Source organism: Pararobbsia silviterrae (assembly GCF_003628125.1).
Taxonomy (GTDB): Bacteria; Pseudomonadota; Gammaproteobacteria; order Burkholderiales; family Burkholderiaceae; genus Pararobbsia; species Pararobbsia silviterrae.
In genome coordinates this window covers 292,718-310,843 of the sequence record NZ_RBZU01000007.1, presented here as the reverse complement: position 1 = coordinate 310,843, position 18,126 = coordinate 292,718, and the positions used below count along the sequence as shown (strand labels likewise).

Annotated in this window: 16 protein-coding genes; 9 read left to right on the top strand and 7 right to left on the bottom strand. The window is 63.5% G+C overall.

The window, feature by feature from the left end:
• Positions 1 to 129: 129 nt before the first annotated feature.
• On the bottom strand, positions 130 to 483 hold the full coding sequence (locus tag D7S86_RS17265) for a BON domain-containing protein (protein ID WP_121088080.1): 354 nt from the start codon (positions 481 to 483) through the stop codon (positions 130 to 132).
• A gap of 534 nt (positions 484 to 1,017) precedes the next feature.
• Here D7S86_RS17265 and D7S86_RS17260 point away from each other — a divergent pair.
• From D7S86_RS17260 to D7S86_RS17240, 5 genes are all read left to right on the top strand, one after another.
• Positions 1,018 to 1,725: a dienelactone hydrolase family protein gene (locus D7S86_RS17260; protein ID WP_121088079.1), complete on the top strand. Its 708-nt coding sequence runs from the start codon at positions 1,018 to 1,020 to the stop codon at positions 1,723 to 1,725.
• Between the two features lie 401 nt (positions 1,726 to 2,126).
• Positions 2,127 to 2,330: a cold-shock protein gene (locus D7S86_RS17255; protein WP_121088078.1), complete on the top strand. Its 204-nt coding sequence runs from the start codon at positions 2,127 to 2,129 to the stop codon at positions 2,328 to 2,330.
• A 139-nt stretch (positions 2,331 to 2,469) separates the two neighbouring features.
• Positions 2,470 to 2,868, top strand: coding sequence for a DUF2471 family protein (locus tag D7S86_RS17250; protein WP_240648237.1), 399 nt, complete (start codon positions 2,470 to 2,472; stop codon positions 2,866 to 2,868).
• Positions 2,852 to 3,451: an alpha-ketoglutarate-dependent dioxygenase AlkB family protein gene (locus tag D7S86_RS17245; protein ID WP_121088076.1), complete on the top strand. Its 600-nt coding sequence runs from the start codon at positions 2,852 to 2,854 to the stop codon at positions 3,449 to 3,451. The genes D7S86_RS17250 and D7S86_RS17245 overlap by 17 nt, the downstream gene beginning before the upstream one ends.
• A gap of 150 nt (positions 3,452 to 3,601) precedes the next feature.
• On the top strand, positions 3,602 to 5,713 hold the full coding sequence (locus D7S86_RS17240) for an FUSC family protein (RefSeq protein ID WP_158602006.1): 2,112 nt from the start codon (positions 3,602 to 3,604) through the stop codon (positions 5,711 to 5,713).
• A gap of 116 nt (positions 5,714 to 5,829) precedes the next feature.
• On the opposite strand, the gene D7S86_RS17235 is transcribed toward D7S86_RS17240, so the two are convergent.
• The gene (locus D7S86_RS17235) at positions 5,830 to 6,339 is read right to left on the bottom strand and encodes a Dps family protein (protein WP_121088074.1); all 510 of its coding nucleotides are present in this window, start codon (positions 6,337 to 6,339) and stop codon (positions 5,830 to 5,832) included.
• A 358-nt stretch (positions 6,340 to 6,697) separates the two neighbouring features.
• On the opposite strand from D7S86_RS17235, the gene D7S86_RS17230 reads away from it, so the two are divergent.
• From D7S86_RS17230 to D7S86_RS17220, 3 genes are all read left to right on the top strand, one after another.
• A complete protein-coding gene (locus tag D7S86_RS17230) occupies positions 6,698 to 7,687 on the top strand; it encodes a zinc-dependent alcohol dehydrogenase family protein (protein ID WP_121088073.1) in 990 nt (329 codons plus the stop codon).
• Positions 7,688 to 7,812: 125 nt separating this feature from the next.
• Positions 7,813 to 8,790 (top strand): LysR family transcriptional regulator, encoded by a 978-nt coding sequence (locus D7S86_RS17225; RefSeq protein ID WP_121088072.1) that lies wholly within the window; start codon positions 7,813 to 7,815, stop codon positions 8,788 to 8,790.
• 307 nt (positions 8,791 to 9,097) lie between these two features.
• Complete coding sequence (locus D7S86_RS17220) at positions 9,098 to 9,295, top strand: DUF3562 domain-containing protein (protein WP_121088071.1); 198 nt, start codon at positions 9,098 to 9,100, stop codon at positions 9,293 to 9,295.
• Positions 9,296 to 9,674: 379 nt separating this feature from the next.
• Here D7S86_RS17220 and D7S86_RS17215 read toward each other — a convergent pair whose 3' ends face one another.
• Both D7S86_RS17215 and D7S86_RS17210 read right to left on the bottom strand, forming a co-directional pair.
• Positions 9,675 to 9,977 (bottom strand): addiction module antidote protein, encoded by a 303-nt coding sequence (locus D7S86_RS17215; RefSeq protein ID WP_121088070.1) that lies wholly within the window; start codon positions 9,975 to 9,977, stop codon positions 9,675 to 9,677.
• Positions 9,974 to 10,468 carry a type II toxin-antitoxin system RelE/ParE family toxin gene (locus D7S86_RS17210; protein WP_338069181.1) on the bottom strand — a complete coding sequence of 165 codons (495 nt, stop codon included), beginning with the start codon at positions 10,466 to 10,468 and terminating at the stop codon, positions 9,974 to 9,976. Before D7S86_RS17210 ends, D7S86_RS17215 begins: the two co-directional genes overlap by 4 nt.
• On the opposite strand from D7S86_RS17210, the gene D7S86_RS17205 reads away from it, so the two are divergent.
• The gene (locus D7S86_RS17205; protein ID WP_338069180.1) at positions 10,376 to 10,876 is read left to right on the top strand and encodes a Dabb family protein; all 501 of its coding nucleotides are present in this window, start codon (positions 10,376 to 10,378) and stop codon (positions 10,874 to 10,876) included. The genes D7S86_RS17210 and D7S86_RS17205 overlap by 93 nt on opposite strands.
• Before the next feature lie 136 nt (positions 10,877 to 11,012).
• Here D7S86_RS17205 and D7S86_RS17200 read toward each other — a convergent pair whose 3' ends face one another.
• The 3 genes from D7S86_RS17200 to D7S86_RS17190 are packed head-to-tail and all read right to left on the bottom strand — an operon-like array spanning position 11,013 to position 18,094.
• Positions 11,013 to 11,927: a transglutaminase family protein gene (locus tag D7S86_RS17200; protein ID WP_240648235.1), complete on the bottom strand. Its 915-nt coding sequence runs from the start codon at positions 11,925 to 11,927 to the stop codon at positions 11,013 to 11,015.
• A gap of 31 nt (positions 11,928 to 11,958) precedes the next feature.
• A complete protein-coding gene (locus D7S86_RS17195) occupies positions 11,959 to 14,532 on the bottom strand; it encodes a circularly permuted type 2 ATP-grasp protein (protein ID WP_121088068.1) in 2,574 nt (857 codons plus the stop codon).
• A gap of 37 nt (positions 14,533 to 14,569) precedes the next feature.
• Positions 14,570 to 18,094: a transglutaminase family protein gene (locus D7S86_RS17190; RefSeq protein ID WP_121088067.1), complete on the bottom strand. Its 3,525-nt coding sequence runs from the start codon at positions 18,092 to 18,094 to the stop codon at positions 14,570 to 14,572.
• Between the last annotated feature and the right edge of the window lie 32 nt (positions 18,095 to 18,126).

The window sequence follows — 18,126 nt, the reverse complement described above, 5'->3', positions numbered from 1 at the left end:
AATTCATGCCAAACGGCCGGCATCGAGCCGGCCGCGTGACAAGGATGGATCTTTCGATGCATCCGACGGTGCAGCATCTGTGCGTCTCGCGCATACGCTCGTGTATGCGTACGCGCGAGGAGACACGATTTAGTTGCCGCCGCCGCTCGGTTGCTTGACGGTCAGCTTGTTGTCGACCGACGTCACGCCGCTCACGCCCTGGACCGTATCGGTCGCAGCCTGGATCTGCGCGTTTTCGGGTACGAAACCGGTCAGACGGATAACGCCGTCGCGGGCGCGAATATAGATATTCGTCGAGTCGATTTGCTTATTCTTCGTCAGTGCGCGCCGCACGCTCTTCGAGAGCGCACGATTGGCAGCCTTGCTCGACGCCGCCGGTGCGGCTGCGGCGTTCGCGTCGCTCGCCTGCGCATATGCGCCGACCGATGCGGCGCTCAAAACCAAAGCAGTCCCTGCAACCACGAAAAACCGGGTGACTTTCATCTCGACTCCTCAGTAGAAAACATTCCAGGATATTGACCACCCGCCGCTTGAATCTGCCGAGGCGGCATGACCTGGGTGGGTATCGCTGCATTTGCGCGAGTGCGTAGCGTCTCACGCGTCTGCAAACGTGCATCCGCATTCTAGCCCTCTATTCACGAATCTTCATGGCGGTTTTCTCCTAGTCGGCGGATCGCGTCGAACCGGGCACGCCGCGGTCCGAAGGATAGCGAGGGAAGCTTGGGTGCACGGACATGGATACGGAGACGTGAAAATCCTGTCCGGCGGATGAACACGGGCGGTTCATGTCACGGCACGGTGCGAGAATGGGCGCGCTCCGGAGCGCCTCGATCGCGGATCCGCGCAGGTCTTTCACATTCGGTAATCGCACTGCGCGCGCGATCCGGCAAATCGTTGCCAACGCAAGCTTGTCGCGCCGATCAGGTTGATGGCATGATCGCCGCGAGCGGAAAGCCGCCTTTTCTTCCCACCCCCAATGGCGATTGCATCCGCCTTTTTCGTTTAATAGAGACTCTCGTGAATACACAATCGAAGTGGATCGACGTTCAAACCGATGACGGTACGTTCGGCGCGTATCTCGCCCTGCCGCGCCAAGGCGAGGGATCGGGACCGGGTATCGTGCTGATCCAGGAAATCTTCGGCGTCAACGCGCACATTCGCTCGGTCGCCGATCAATACGCGGCGGACGGCTATGTCGTGCTCGCCCCCGATCTGTTCTGGCGCAGCGCGCCGCGCGTCGAGCTCGGCTACGACGGCGACGATTTCAAGCGTGCCATCGAACTCATGCAGGCATGCGATGCGGATCGCGCGGTCCAGGACATCGCGGCGACCGTCAAGGCGCTGCGCGGTCTCGCGAAGGCGGGCAGCCCGGTTGCGGCGATCGGCTATTGCATGGGCGGTCGTCTCGCATACAAGACGGCGGCGACCGGCGCGATCGACAAGGCCGTGGCCTACTACGGCGGCGGGATTCACGCGGACCTCGATCGCGCGGACAAGATCAACGTGCCGATTCAATTCCATTTCGGCGCGCTCGATTCGCATATTCCGCTGTCGGCCGTCGATTCGATCAAGGCGCGTTTCGAAGGTCGCAAGAACGCCGAATTCCACGTCTATGAAGGCGCCGATCACGGTTTCAACTGCTCGCACCGTGCGTCGTACAACCGGCATAGCGCGGCGCTCGCGCATGGTCATACGCTCGTGTTCCTCGAGTCGGATCCGGCGTAAGGTTGCGGGATCCGGCGTCGGCGTCGGCGTCGACGCATGACGCTTGACATGCGACGCCGGATTCGATTGCGCGATATGTAATTTCGTCGATGACATATCGTGCGCAGGCTTCCGCGGCGATGGTCGGCCCGATACATTGGGGGCATCCGACGCACGGCCGGCCGGATGCGGGTAATCCAGATGCGGGCACATGCATATGACGTACGCGTGTTAGCGGCGCCGGCACACGGGAATATCCTGATTTGACCCACCGAATCTGGTTTGCTATAAAGTTCGCCGGCCGATCCACTTCGAGCGAAGACGGAGTTGCGCGTTGCATGCATTCGCGTGCATGACGTTACGCTCGAAGCGTCACTGTCGTGACATCGGTCGTGCCAATCACCCTGTTATGGAAACAAGAGATGGAAACCGGTACTGTCAAGTGGTTCAACGATGCGAAGGGCTTTGGGTTCATTACGCCTGATGCAGGCGGTGAAGACCTGTTCGCCCACTTTTCCGAAGTCCGTGTCGACGGCTTCAAGTCGTTGCAGGAAAACCAGAAGGTCACCTTCGAAACGAAGGTCGGCCCCAAGGGCAAGCAAGCTGCGAACATCAAGCCGGTCTGACCAGCGATAGTTTGATCAGATTGCGCGAAACCCCGGCCTCGGCCGGGGTTTTGTTTTTGGGCATGGACTTTCGAGTGAAACGCATATACTGTACAAAAACACAGTATCGATTCGCTTCGATTTTTCCATGGAGTACACGATGTCCGATCACCTGGATTCAGATCTGGCCTTTGATCGTGCGGCATCCGACGTGCGCCGCGTCGTGCACGATATCGCGGGACGTTATGCACGCCGCGGTTTCGCGTTGACGTGGCGCTTGCTGCATGCCGTTGAAGACGAGGCGCTGGCCGACCTCGGACTCGCGAGCCGGCATGGTCCCGACATGCTCGCGCGCTTCGCTCGACCTTCCGATGCGATCTATCCGCATACCGATACCGATGTGCGGCTCGACGATGCGGCGACGACGCCGCTGATTTTCTGGTTCGCCCTCGAAGCTTTCGGCAGGCTGTCATATACGTCGACGTCGCCCGCGCGGGAATTTTTCGCGCGTCGGCGTCTCGCGTCGCCGCATGCCGCGCACCATGTTCGATCTGTTTGACGATATGCCTCGACCCGACATCGATTGGCAGCCAGCATGGCTTGCCGACGATGTCGCGCGCGCCTTGCAGACGCAAGTCGTGGCCGAAGTCGAATGGAAGCAGGATGTCATGCGGACGCCCGCGGGCATGGTCGCGTTTCCGCGTTTGACAGCGTGGCAAGGCGATCCCGAGGCCATCTATGTCTACTCGGGCATTCGAAACGTACCGGGCGCATGGACGCCTGCCGTGCTCGAACTGCGTCGTGCGGCCGAGCGCGCAAGCGGCGTCACGTTCAATAGCGTGTTGATCAACCGGTACCGGAACGGCGTCGACAGCATGGGCTGGCATGCGGACAAGGAGCGCGAGCTCGGACCCGAGCCCGTCATTGCCTCGGTGAGCCTTGGCGTCACGCGCGTGTTTCAGTTCCAGCATGTGAAGACGCGCGTCGTCCATACGCTCGAGCTGTCGCATGGCAGCCTGTTGATCATGCGCGGCCTCACGCAACGCGAATGGCGACATCGCGTCCCGAAGGCGCCCAAGGTGCTCGGCGAACGAATCAACCTGACGTTTCGCGTGATTACGCCGCGGGATTCCGTCGTGTGATGTCTGACATTTCGGCGCCGGCGCATTTGCCGTTAACATGCGCGCTGGACTGTCCGCGGAGTTCGAGATTCGATGTTTCGCTTGCCGCCTGCATGGCGATTTTCACAATGGTTTCGCAAACGCGAGACGCCTCTCGCGTCGTTGCGCGCGATGAGCCGCTGGCGTCGCGCGACGCGGTCGGCCGGCGACGCGCTCACGCGGCACCGGCCTGTCTGGATGCTGTCGTTCGCGCTCGGCGATACAAGCCTGTCCGAAGGCCTGCGCGCCGCATGCGCGTCGACGAGCATGCTGGTCGTCGGAGACGTGCTGCATCGTCCGGATTTCGCCTGGGCCGCGATCGGAGCGTTCTGGACGTGCCTCGCTGACGCGGCCGGTTCGAATCGTATGCGCTTGGCGTCGATGGCCGGTTTCGCCGTGCTCTCGACGCTTTGCGGCACATTCGCCGCATGGGCGTCGGGCCTCGGCATCGCGGCTGCGGCGCTTGCCGTGCTCGCGTTTTCCGCGGGTGGCGCGTTCGGCCGCATTTGGGGGCCGGCCGTCGCACAGGTCACGATCCTGACCGCGACAGCCTGCGTCGTCATGATCGATCGTCCCGTCAACACCGTCGGCAACGCGTTGAACCTTGCGGCCGTCTATGGCTTCGGTTGCGTCTGGGCGACCGTGTTGAGTCTGCTGTTCTGGCGCATCCATCCGTTCGAGCCCAGCCGGCAGGCGCTCGAACGCGCTTTTCATCGTCTTGCCGATGTGTGTCGGGATTGCGCACGCTTGGTCGAGCAGCCGCAAGCCGATTTCGGTGAATGGACGCATCACGTCGCGCACTTTCGCGGCGAAGCGCGGAGTGCGATCGAAGCCGCGCGCGCGGCGCTCGAACGCGTCGCGCCTTCTCGTACGGACCTGCGCGACAGGCATGCGAATCTTCTGATCGCGCTTGCCGATGCGGAGCACGTCTTCTCGTTCCTGATCGGCGTCAGCGACGCGTGCGAGCGGCAGCATCAAACGCTGCAATCACGGGGTCGTGTCGTACGGGCGCTGCGCGCGCTCGAATCGGTGCTGCGTTCGATCAGCGACGAGACCGTGGCCGCATATCGTGCGCAATCGGCGGCCCAGCATCGTCGTTTTGCGCGCCTCGCCGCCCGACTCGGGCGCGAACTTGGCGAGCCGTTCGAGACGATCGGCGCCATCTCGCCCGTCGATATCGCAACGACGCGCGAATCCGAAAAGCCGCTCGTCGATGCGATCCGCGATGCGCTGTCGCGCGGATGGAGCCTCTGGCGCGCGAATTTGAGCTGGCAGGCGATCGGCGTGCGCCATGCGGCGCGGTGCGGCGTCGCGACGACGCTCGGTTTTCTCGCCGCGCGCGCGTTTCACCTGCCGTTCGGGTATTGGGCGACGATGGCGATTCTGCTCATCATGCAGCCGTCGATCGCGACGACATGGCCGCGCAGTCTCGAACGCGCGGTCGGCAGCATCATGGGCGGATTGATCGCCGCCATCATCGGGTTCCTGATTCATTCGCCGATCATCGTGTCGATCGCCGTGTTTCCGCTGATCGTCGCGACGATGGCGCTGCGGCCCGTGAGTTACAGCCTGTTCGTGATGTTCCTGACGCCGGCGTTCGTGCTTGTCGCGGACTATGCGGCGCCGGGTACGCATGAACTCGGTTTTGCGCTCGCGCGGCTCACGAATAACGTGCTCGGCTGCTTGATCGCGTTCATCGCGACGTTCACCTTATGGCCCTCGCGCGAGCCCGACGACTTCAAAGCTCGGCTCAGCGCCGCGCTGGCCGCGAATCTCGAGTATTTGAAGCACACGCTCGGAGAGGCGGTGCGCGATACGCGCGCGCTCGAGCAGATTCGACGGGCCGCGGGGCTCGCGAGCAATATGGCTGAAGCGTCGCTGCAGCGCGCGCGGCTCGAATCGCTCAATCATTCGAGCGCGCACTGGATCGCATTGACTGCGCTTGCGCTGTGCCGGCGTGTCGCGGGCACGGCCGCGCGCGCGCAACTGCGGAGCACGGCGGGGCCGGTCGATGCGGCGGCTTCACACTGGGTCGGACAATGCCGCGACACGCTGGTCCATGCGATCGACGCGCGCGCGACGCCGATTGTCTTGCCCGCATTCGATGCGTCATCGCATGCGTCGATCGCGGACGACGCGGTGCATCAGGTCCAACTGCTCGCGACCGTCGTCGAGCAATACGTCGACGGCACGCGCGAAGGGTACGCGGAGCGCGTGGGCGGCGCGACCATGCCGATCCGCTGACGCGCTCGAGATTCACCGGGCACAGAGCACTCACTGAATCGATCGGCATCGTGTGACATGACACGCGATGCCGAATCGAGTCGTAACCTCAAATCGTATGCACGACTCGCGTGCGTTCAGCGGCTTGCCTCGAACAGGAACCATGCGCGTCGTTCGGCTTCGTCGACCCAGTTCTCGATGAGGCTCGCGGACGCGATGTCGCCGTGTTCGTCGCAGACGTCATGCGCTTCGCGCAGCCGCGTGACGAGCTGACGATTGTCGTCGGCGAGTTCGGCGAGCATGTCCTGCGGCGTGACGAAATCCGCATCGTTATCGAGTACGCGTTGCAGCTTGCCGATTTGGCCGATCGAACGCAGTGTGTTGCCGCCGATCTTGCGCACGCGTTCGGCGAGCGGATCGGTCGTCGCGAAGAGCTGATCGCCCTGTTCGTCGAGCAACAGGTGATAGTCGCGGAAATGCGGACCGGACATATGCCAATGGAAATTCTTCGTCTTCAGATAGAGCGCGAAGTAATCGGCAAGCAGGAGGTTGAGTGCCGCCGTGAGGTCCTTCGTGGCCTCGGCTTTGAGGTCGGTCGGCGTATGCAGGGCGGCGGCGCGATGTTCGGCGGCGGAAGACTTGTTCATCGGGGGAGCTCCTCTGGACGGGGGCGGTTCAAGGACGGGCGGCGCGCCGATCGAGTCGCGCGCGGCCATTGGGGCACGGTGCGGCGCCGTGACGGACAAGTCTAGCTCGGAAAGGCCCGTTCGCGCTCGGCGCCTGGGGCGCATGCGCGCCGTGATGCAGAGCGGTCCGTGCGACTGTGCGCCCTGTCTGTGTCGATTATTCGGTTTAGATTATTTGTGTTGAAGCGCGGGCGCGATTTATCGCGGTGCGGGCCGCGCGGACAATGCGTGTCAATCCGATGCCGATCGGTGCAAGGCGCCGAGCCCGGCGCGACGGATCGGCCGATTCGGCCTTAACCGATTCATTCGAGGTGATCCGATGCCACGCATTGTCCGTTTTACTCAATATGGCGAGCCCGAGGTGCTTGAATTCGTCGAGATCGACGCGCCGGAGCCGGGCCCTGACGAAGTCCGCATCCGCGTCAAGGCGATCGGCTTGAATCGCGCCGAATCGATGTGGCGTCGCGGCGATTATGTCGAACCCGTGAAGCTGCCCGCGCGCCTCGGTTACGAATCTGCCGGGATCGTCGAGGCGATCGGTCAAAACGTCCGTCACGTCGCGCCCGGCGATGCCGTGAGCACGGTGCCCGCGTTTTCGATGAACGACTACGGCATGTATGGCGAAGTGGTCATCGCGCCTCAGCACGCGGTTGTGCGGATTGCCGACGGCGTGACGTTCGAGCAAGCGACCGCGATCTGGAATCCCTTCATCACGTCGTATGGCGCGTTTGTCGAAAGCGGGGCGGTCAAGCCCGGCGATTTCGTGCTGATTCCTGCGTCATCGAGTTCGGTCGGCCTCGGTGCGATTCAGATGGCCAATCTTGTCGGCGCGGTCTCCATTGCCTTGACGCGCACACGCGCGAAGGCCGACGCACTCCGCGCGCTCGGCGCGGCGCATGTGATCGCGACCGACGAACAGGACCTCGTCGCGGAGGTCGCGCGCATCACGGGCGGCAAGGGGGCACAGATCGCGTTCGATCCGGTCGGCGGCCCCGCGTTCGAGCAACTCGTCGCGGCGATGGCGCCGGGCGGCCGGATTTTCGTCTATGGCGCGTTGAGCGAGGCCGTGACGCCGTTGCCGATGCTCGCGGTCCTTTACAAGCGTCTGTCGATCGAGGGCTATAACCTCTTTGCGACGACGACCGATCCCGTGCGTCAAAAGGCGGCGACCGATTTCATTTTCGATGCGGTCAAGAAGGGCGCCTTGACGCCCGTCATCACGAAGCGCTTCAAATTCGACGATCTTGTCGAAGCGCATCGCGAGCTTGAGAAAAATCAGCACGTCGGCCGTATCGTCGTCGAAGTCTGAGTCGCGTTGCCGGTCGGCGCCTTAAGCGCATACTCTGTGCTTCGCGTGCGAGGGTCGCGAGGCGGGCGACCCTCGCGACGCCGATGCGGGGAATATCAACGCGGCACAGCCAAAAGGAACGTCGCATGGATCGGCTTCAGGCAATGCAGGTGTTCACGCGTGTTGTCGAAACGAACAGTTTTTCACGTGCCGCGGATACGCTCAATCTGCCGCGCCCGACGGTATCGACCGTCATTCAGAGTCTCGAGGCGCACTTGGGCGTGCGCCTGCTTCAGCGCACGACGCGACGTCTGAATTTGACGCCCGACGGTGCGGCTTACTACGAACGCTGCGTGCGCATCCTGTCCGACATCGAGGAAACCGAAGCCGCGTTTTCGCATGCCACGACGGGGCCGCGCGGCAAATTGCGCGTCGATATGCCGGGCGCGCTGGGCCGCATGATCGTGATGCCGCGCATTCATGAATTTCATGCGCGCTTTCCGCAGGTTGACGTCATGATCGGGATCGGCGATCGCAATGTCGATCTCGTGCAGGATGGGATCGATCTCGCGATCCGGATCGGCACGCTGAGCGATTCAAGCCTGGTCGCGCGGCGGCTCGGGCTCTATCAGCGGCTCACGGTCGCCAGTCCGATGTATCTCGAACGTCATGGCCGGCCCGAGACGATCGACGATCTGCATGACCATGTCGCGGTCAATTATTTTTTCAGCCGGACCGGGCGCTTGATGGACTTCGCGTTCTGGATCGATGGGCATCGGGTTGAACTGAAGATGCGTAGCGCGCTTGCCGTCAACGATGCGGAAGCGCATATCGCGGCCGTGCTCAACGGCATTGGGATTGCGCAGTCCGGGCACTTCATGTCGTATGGGCATGTCGAGGCGGGCCGGCTCGTCGAGCTGTTTCCCGAGCATCGGCATCGACCGGTCCCGATCTCGGCGGTCTATCCGCATAACCGTCATCTGTCGCCGACGGTGCGCGTCTTCGTCGATTGGATGGCGGAGATTTTCGAGCAAAGTCCCTTGATCAACTACGGCTTGTCGGATGTGCCGACGGCGCCCGCGCGAGACGCGGCCGGCGATACGGTCGCGCAAGAGGACGTATAAGGATTTGCGCGCTCGAGGCGCATATTCGGCGAGGCATGGCGCATGCGCGGCGCGGTCGTGCCCAAGCGGATGCATGCGGGGTCTGGGTTCAGGCGAATCATGAGAGACGGGATGACGAATCGCATCGGGATCGCTAGAATCTGACGGCCGCGGTCTACCTATCGCGGCACATGGCTTTCGTGGACCCTACACAAACGACAGCGAAAGGCGGGCCGTAGCGGCATGAATCTTGAATCGCGCTATGGCCGTGCATTTCATTTCACGTGAGCGTGTCGCCTGGATTTTTTCTCTTCTTACGAGGAAGGAAATGAACGCCGATACCCATTCCCAGGGCGAGATCATTGCGCAACTCGCTGCCGAAACCAAGACGCCGCGTGACGTCGTCGAACGCGAATACCTCAATACCTTGCACGATCTCAGTGACGGTGCACGCGTGCGCGATTATTTAAGCTTGTTCGCATCGAAGCGCGTCAGAGACAAGATCCTGCACCGCCGGAAGACCTGATCGATCGCTTGACGGTCTAGAGGGTGCATATAGGGCGCTTTCGCGGTGCTTGCGTGCACCCGATGATGCACGGATCGAACGCATCGACGCCCGTATACGAAGGGGTTCGTCAATGCATGCGATGCGATTTCGTCAGCGCTTGAATACATGGTGTGACGCAAGCCGATGCGCGGCACAAAAGCGCTTATGCGTCAGCGGCTTGGTCGAATACTCCGCGGGATATCCACAGCTTTGATCACAGTTTTTGTGGATAAATCGCCGAGGTGGAGTGGTCCCCAACGGACGTAGAGGCGCGCCGACGCATGTACACACGCCGCATTGCAACGTCATGCCCAAATGCTGAGACAGCTCGGCGATGTCCGTGTCGAAGCGCGAACCGTCATGCATTTTTCCCACCGAGCGGCATGGCGATCAGACGAAGATTGAGCGCGCCGAGCAGTTTGAAGACCGTATCGAGGCGCGGCTTCGATCCTGCCGACAGCGTCTTGTAGAGGCTTTCTCTTCCGAGACCCGCGGCCTGAGCGACCTGGGCGACGCCGCGCGCCTTGGCGACATCCGCGATCGCCGCCATCAACAGGTCGGGATCGCCTTCGTCGAGCGCGGCATTGATATAGGCAGCGATGGTCGCTTCATCGCGGAGATGTTCCGATGCGTCGAAACGCGACACCTTGATCTTGCTCATGCGTCATCCTTCAACTCGTTCCAGAGCGCCTTCGCGCGTCTGATGTCGGCTGTCTGCGTCGACTTGTCGCCGCCGCAGATCAGCAAATAGATCTTGCGTCCCCGTTGCGCGTAGTAGATCCGGTATCCAGGACCGAAGTCGACGCGCATCTCTGAAATTCCCTCTCCGACCGGTTCAGAATCGCCGAAGTTACCCGCCTCGGCGCGTTTGATCCGGATCAGGATCTTGGCCTTCCCGATCGGATCCCTGAGCGCGTCGAGCCATCGTGCAAATGCGTCCGTCTGATGGAACGCGATGGGGGGAAAGTCGGTTGAATCGTTGCGCATTGTATCTTTGTGGATACTTTGTTGCAAAGGTTGTTTTGTCGTTTTCGATGTCGTTCGCCGTTCGCCGAGCGGATGTGGATCGAGATATGCAAGGTGTGCGGACGTTTCGACATCGATGCGCGATCGATTCGACGAGCTTCGCGGAACGCCGTCGTGCCCCAGCAAGCCACGGCGACGCCCTGTCACGATCGGATTCGCGACGAGCGATTAGACTGGGGGCTCCATCCACGACATCCGCCGACGATCATGCCGATTCGCCATATCGTGCTTTGCCAATTTCGCCCCGATGTTCCCGTGTCCGCGCAGCAGGACTTGATCGACAAGATCGAAGCGCTGGGCAAGATCGACGGCATCCGCTTCGAGCATTTCTCGAGCGGTCGCAATGTGTCGGAAGAGGGGAGGTCGAACGGGTTCGAGTCCGGTTTCTCGATGGACTTCGCGGACGCGGGCGCGCTCACGGCGTATCTCGTCCACCCCGAACATCAAAAGCTCGGCGCCGCGCTCGTCGCACTGCTCGAAAGCGGCATCGACAGCCTGTGCGTATTCGATATGGATATCGGCGTGCACGGCTGAGCGGATGACGAACGCAACCGGGAATCGGTGCGTTTATGTCCGATCACGCAACTAACGGCCAATGTTCCCGAACCTTCCGCCTTCGCGCTGCGCGCCGAAGGCGTGTCTGCAAGGGGACTCGATCGTGTGCGATTAGTCAGAGTTCCATCACGCTGACCGACACATCCACGGCATGCGCGCCGCCGCCGAGAATCATGCCGCGCAAGAGCGAGACGTCGCTGTAATCGCGGCCGTACGCGAGCGTCACGTGATCGCGGTCCGCGAGCACGTCGTTCGTCGGATCGAGGTCAATCCAGCCTGTGCCGGGGCACCACGCCGACACCCACGCATGCGACGCGTCCGCGCCGAGCAGGCGTGCATGGCCCGGCAGCGGGATCGTACGCAGATAGCCGGAAACGTAACGCGCGGGAATACCGATCGAACGCAGGCAACCGATCATGACCTGCGCGAAATCCTGACAGACACCGCTGCGCAGCGTGAAGGCATGCAGCGCTTGTGTGTCGAAGTCCGTCGTCGTCTGCAGATATTCGAACTCGTCGTGAATCCGATGCATGAGATCGATCGCGCCCTGCGCGACCGGCATGCCCGGCGGAAAGCTTTCAAGCGCATAGGCGCGAAACAACGGATGCAGCGCGATATACGGCGAGGCGAAACAGAACTCCGTTTCAGGCACGAACGTCGCGCCCGCGCGATATTGCGTCATGTTCGCGACGTTCTCCCAAGGCTCGGTCACCTCGGGATCGAAGTGCGTCCAGCGCGCGCGCAATCTCACGGTCGTTTCGCTTGTCACTTGCAGCGATTCGTGCGGCGTATTGAGCGCGAAATACACGACTTCGTTGCCGAACGTGTCGACGCGGCTGTGCAGATACGACGGCTCGGGCTCGATACGCTCCGCGTGCTGAAGCACTTCCTGCGCAGCCGTCGAGATGGGACGGATGGTCGCGAGATGCTGCGCGGTATCGACGAGCGTCGAGTAGCGATAGGTCGTGCGATGCAGGACGGTCAACACCGTCGGCCGCATCGACGGCAAGGTCGGATAGCGTGTGCTCATACCGGGACTCGTGACGTAGGCGTGGATCGGATCATGCGGCAGTCCAGGCCTGCGACGCGCCGGCGTGGCTGAAATACCGCGCGCTGATCTCGTTCGAGAGCGCCGCCATCGACGCGGTAAGACGATCGCACATCTGTATCAAGGCCGTGTACTCATCGTTCACGTCGCGCTCGCACAAGGTTTCGAGCGTAGGAAGATCGGCGAGCGTCGGCAAGAGCGAGGACAGGAGCGGACGCTGCGCGTGGGCCGCCGGCGTCGGCAGATCGTCGAGCTTGTCGACGAGGCGCTCGTAGACCCCATAGAGACTGCGCGGATTCGTCGGTTCGACGACCAGCAGATCGAGCAGCGGCAGTAATTGAAATCGACCCGGATACAGCGAGCGATAGGTCAATGTCGAATCGAAGAGTTCGAGCAGCAGATCGAATCCCGCGTGCGTGCCGATCGCGTGCTGGGCCGCGGCCGTTCGCAGGAACGTCGACAAGCTCGACACACGCTCGATATGACGGCCGACAAACAGCAGCCGCCATGCTTCATCGCGCGTCATCCGGTCGCCCTGCGCGCCGCTGATCGCGGTCAGATGCACGGCGAGCCGTTCAAGCGCCGTCATGACTTCGAGCCGGTTGTACTGACCCGCCTCGATACGCGGCGCGAGGCGCCGCAACGCGTCGCGAAAATCGTTGCGCGCGGCGATGATCGTGCGCCAGTGATCGTTTGACAAGCGGCCGCGCACTTCACCCGAGGCGCGCGCCTGTCCCGCGAGATTGTGTCCGACGCTCGGCCAGGGACTGCTCTCGTCGAGCGACGCAATCAGCGTCTGCTCGAACTCACGCAAGGTCGCGCGCGTTCCGGGCAACGGGGGCGGCACGAGGTTCGAGCGTCGCGCGAGTTCGACGAGCGTCGCAAAGAGCGCGCTGCTGTCGTCGCTTTCGAGCGAGCCGAGGATGATCCGGCACAGGCGCACGCTGTTCTCCGCGCGCTCGCCGTAACGGCCCGACCAGAACAGATTCTCGGCCGCGCGGCTCGAAATCGTCCGATGCTTGCGGCTCAGATCGGCGGGCGTCAGCGGCGCCGGCATCAACGAAAACGTCGACGGCGGCTCGCTCGACAGGATCCACGTGTCGACGCTGCTGCCGCCGAGTTGCATCGACACGGCGGCCTGGCGTTCGGCCGCGAAGCGCGTGAAGCCGCCCGGCATCACATGCCAGTCGCCGTTCGCGTCGCCGATCGCATAGCAGCGCACGACGGCCGCGCGCATATCGAGCAGCCCTTCATCGAAACGCGGCGCGTGCGACAGCGCCAACGGCGCCTGGATCGTATAGCCATCGGGGGCGTGCGCGATCTCGTCGCGCCAGTCCTTGAGATGCTGGACGCCTTGCTCCATGCCGACAGGGCGCGTGCCGTGCCGGCCGGGCCAGGTCGGCATGACGAAGGCATGGTCGAGTTCCCGGCATGCTTCGTCGCGCGCGGCGGCTTCGCCGCACCACCAGGTCGGCACGCTGGGCAGCACAAGCGACTGACCGAGCACGCGCTGCGCGATCGCGGGCAGAAACGCATGGAGCCCCGGCGATTCGACGAAACCCGCACCCGGCACGTTCGAGACGACGACATTGCCCGCGCGCATGACCTGCAGCAAGCCCGGCACGCCGATCGTCGAATCGGGCCGCAGTTCGACCGGATCGCAGAACGCATCGTCGAGCCGCCGCAGCAGCACGTGCACGCGTTCGAGACCGCCGAGCGTCTTCAGATACAGCACGTCGTCGCGGACCGTCAGGTCCTTGCCCTCGGCGAGCGTGATGCCGAGATAGCGCGCGAGGAACACATGCTCGAAATACGTTTCGCTATAGGGACCCGGCGTGAGCAACGCGATATGCGGATGCCCGTTCGCGTTCGAGCCGCGCATCGTATGCGTGGCCAACTGCGCGAGCGTGCTGCCGAGCCGCGAGAACGACGCCGCGAGACGCGGCACGCGCATCTCGCGGAACGCTTCCGCGAAGATGTCGGATACGATGAGCCGATTTTCGAGCGAGTACCCGAGTCCCGACGGCGCTTCCGTGCGCTGAGACAAGACGGTCCACTCGCCGTCGTTGTTGCGTGCGAGGTCGATCGCGACGAGTTGCAGATAGTGCCCGTTCGGCGGCACATATCCCTTGACCGGCCGCAGATAGCCCGGATGTCCGAACACGAGCGCGGGCGGAAGATATCCGTCGCGCAACAGTGTCTGCGATCCATACACATCGGCGATGATCGCGTTGAGCAGTCGCGCGCGTTGCGCGACGCCGCGTTCGATACGCTGCCATTCCTGTTCGTCGATGAGGAACGGCAGCAGATCGAGTGCCCACGCGCGCGAGCCGCCCTGATCCGCATAGACGTTGTACGTGATGTCGTTGTCGCGTACGCGCCGGCTTACCGCATCCGAGAGTGCGCCGAGATTCGCGTAACCATGCTCGCCGAGCAGCTCGAAAAACCGCCGCCACGGTTCGCGCAACGTGGCGGGATCTTCGCGAAGTTCATCCCAATGGCCGTCGCGTACCGGCAGCGCGCGCAGCAGCAGGGCATCCGCATGCGGGACGCCCGGCTCGAACGGGAGTGAAGATTGAAAAGCCAAAGGGACGACCCCGTTATTCGTATGATGTTTTCCGGCCTCACGGATTGCGCAGATCCAGCGTGAACGGGAACTCGAGGCTCCGCTTCGCCGGCACGACGCGCATGGGTCCGCCGCTATGCCCGATCGTCAGGAACCGCGCGCGTCTGCGGCTTTCCGCTTCATAGGCATTGACCGGGAAGGTCTCGTAGTTGCGCCCGCCCGGATGGGCGACATGATACTGCCCGCCGCCGATCGACCGTCCGTTCCACGTGTCGATGATGTCGATGACGAGCGGCGCGTGCACGCGAATCGTCGGGTGCAGCGCGGATGCCGGCGACCATGCCTTATAGCGCACGCCCGCGACGAACTCGGTCGCGCGTCCGGTCGGCTGCAGCGGCAACGCCTGTCCGTTCACGCAGATCAGATGCCGGTCGCCGTTGAGGCCCAGCGCATGAATCTCGAGCCGTTCGAGCGACGAATCGACATAGCGGGCCGTGCCGCCGCTCACGCCTTCCTCGCCCATGACATGCCAGGGTTCGAGCGCCGCGCGGACCGTCAGCGTGATCGCATCGACCGCGAGTTCGCCGACGACGGGGAAGCGGAACTCGAAGTGCGGCGCGAACCACGCGGGATCGAAGTCATAGCCCGCTTCGGCGAGCTCGGTGAGCACGTCGTCGAAATCGAGCTTGACGAAGGTGCCGAGCATAAAGCGGTCGTGCAATTCGGTGCCCCAGCGCGTGAGCCGGGTCGTATACGGCTTGGCCCAGAACCGCGCGACGAGCGCGCGCAGCAGCAGTTGCTGCACAAGACTCATGCGCGCATGCGGCGGCATTTCGAACGCGCGGAGTTCGAGCAGGCCGAGTCGTCCGGTCGGTCCGTCGGGCGAATAGAGCTTGTCGATGCAGAACTCCGCGCGGTGCGTGTTGCCCGCGACGTCGATCAGGATATTGCGCAAGGTGCGATCGATGAGCCAGGGCGGAATCGGGCCCTCGCGGCTGCCGAGGAGATCGAGTTGCCGCTGGAGCTCGCGGAACGCGATCTCGAGTTCGTAGAGCTGATCGTTGCGCGCCTCGTCGACGCGCGGCGCCTGGCTCGTCGGGCCGATGAAGAGGCCCGAGAACAGATACGACATCGACGGATGGTTGTGCCAGAACGCAATCAGGCTCGCGAGCACATCGGGCCGGCGCAGGAACGGACTGTCGGCGGGCGTCTTGCCGCCGAGCACGAAGTGATTGCCGCCTCCGGTGCCCGTGTGCCGGCCGTCGAGCATGAACTTCTCGGAACTCAAATACGTCAGGTGAGCGCCTTCATAGAGAAATTCGGTGTGCTCGACGAGCTGCCGCCAACTCGACGCCGGATGGATGTTGACCTCGATGACGCCGGGGTCGGGCGTGACCTGCAGCAGCGTCATGCGCGCATCGCGCGGCGGCGGATAGCCTTCGAGCACGATGCGCACGCCGACTTCTTCCGCCGTGAGTTCGATCGCGCTCAAGAGATCGAGGTAGTCGTCGAGCGTCGCGAGCGGCGGCATGAACACGTAGATCACACCCTTGCCGCTGCCGAATTCGCGCGCCTCGACCTTCGGGCCCGCGGCGCGCGACGGATCGCGGACCTCGACGCAAAGCGCCGTGCGCGTCACGTAGCCGGCCGATTCGAAGCGAGCCGGATAGCGATCGGTCGAGACGTCCATGCGCGAAGCGGGCCGCGCGCGCGCGGCCGCGCCCGGTCCGCCGACGCGGCGGCGCCCGCCGTACATGTCGACGCCGTCGCCCGCATCGCCGACGATCGCATCATCGAAGACCTCTTCGTTCGCGTCGTCGAACGTCGCGCCGGCGGCGTCCGCGTCACCGGTCCGATATTGCGCGCGCAACTGGGCGGCCGTTCGCAAGGGCGCGGGCGCGGCGAACGGATCGTGCTCGTGCATATAGGGGTAGTCGGTTTCGCTGACCCACGGCAGGCTGTCGAGCGGAAGCCGGAATCCCATCGACGAATCGCCGGGGTACAGATAGATCCGCTCATCGCGCATATGCCAGGGACCGCTGACCCAGCGCGGACCGTCGAGCGCGGGGTTCGACTCTCCGCGCGCGATCGGCAGCACATAGCCCGTCACATTGTCGAGTCCGGCCGCGAATACGCGGCGCAGCCTCACACGTTCGGTTTCGTCGGAAAGCCGCGAGTCGAACGGATCCACGTTGACGGGCAGGCGGCGTTCGCGCCAGAGGTAGTACCAGACATCCTCGTAGGCGGGCTGCACGTACTTCGTATCGAGCGACAGACGCGTGCTCAGATGCTTGATGAAGCGCTCGGCGTCCGCGTTCGTGTAGTTCGAAGGCTGCCGCTCGTCCGCGAACAGCGCGGGGTTCTGCCAGCACGGCTGACCGTCGGCGCGCCAGTAGAGCGAGAGGGCCCAGCGCGGCAATTGCTCGCCCGGATACCACTTGCCTTGACCGAAGTGCAGGAAGCCGCCGTCGCCATAGCGCGCGCGAAGCTTGTCCATCAGCGAGATCGCATAGCCGCGCTTGGTCGGTCCCAACGCATCGGCGTTCCATTCGGGCGCGTCGCGATCGGTTACGGCGACGAACGTCGGCTCGCCGCCCATCGTGAGGCGCACGTCGCCGGCAATCAGCGCGCCGTCGACGGCGTCGCCCATCCGCAGCACGGCCTGCCATTGTTCGTCCGTATACGGCTTGGTCACGCGCGGCGTTTCGAGTACGCGCTCGATCGTCATCGTGTGCTCGAACTCGACTTCGCATTCGTCGCTCGCGCCCGTGATCGGCGCAGCGCTGCCGGGCTCGGGCGTGCAGGCGAGCGGAATATGGCCTTCGCCCGCGAGCAGGCCCGATGTCGGGTCGAGACCGATCCATCCGGCCCCCGGCAAATAGACCTCGCACCACGCGTGCAGATCGGTGAAGTCGTAGGCGGCGCCGACCGGACCGTCGATCGCCTTGACGTCGGGCGCGAGTTGCAGCAGGTAGCCCGACACGAAGCGCGCGGCGAGACCGAGTTGCCGCAGCGTCTCGACGAGCAGCCAGCCCGAGTCGCGGCACGAGCCCGACTTCTTCGTCAGCGTTTCCTCGGGCGTCTGCACGCCGGGCTCCATCCGGATCAGATAGCTGACTTCGCGTTGCACGCGCTGGTTCAAATCGACGAGGAAGTCGATCGTCGTACGCGGCGTGAGGTCGATCGCGTCGACAAAGGCCTTGAGCAACGGCGTCGGCGCGCGCTTGATGCGGTATGGCGCGAGTTCATCCGCGAGCTCGGGCGCATAGTCGAACGGGAATTTATCGGCGCTCGGTTCGAGAAAGAAGTCGAACGGGTTATAGACCGCCATCTCGGCGACGAGGTCGACCGTGATCTTGAACTCGCGCGTCTTGTCGGGCACGACGAGGCGCGCGTGATAGTTCGCGAATGCATCCTGCTGCCAGTTAAGGAAGTGCTGCGCGGGTTCGATCGTCAGCGAGTACGACACGATCTGCGTGCGGCAATGGGGCGCGGGCCGCAGACGGACGACCTGCGGCGACAAATGCACGAGCCGATCGTAGCGGTAGTGCGTGACGTGGTTCAGAGCGACTCGAATGGACACGCCGGACTCCTGTATTCAGGTTGGATTCGGGT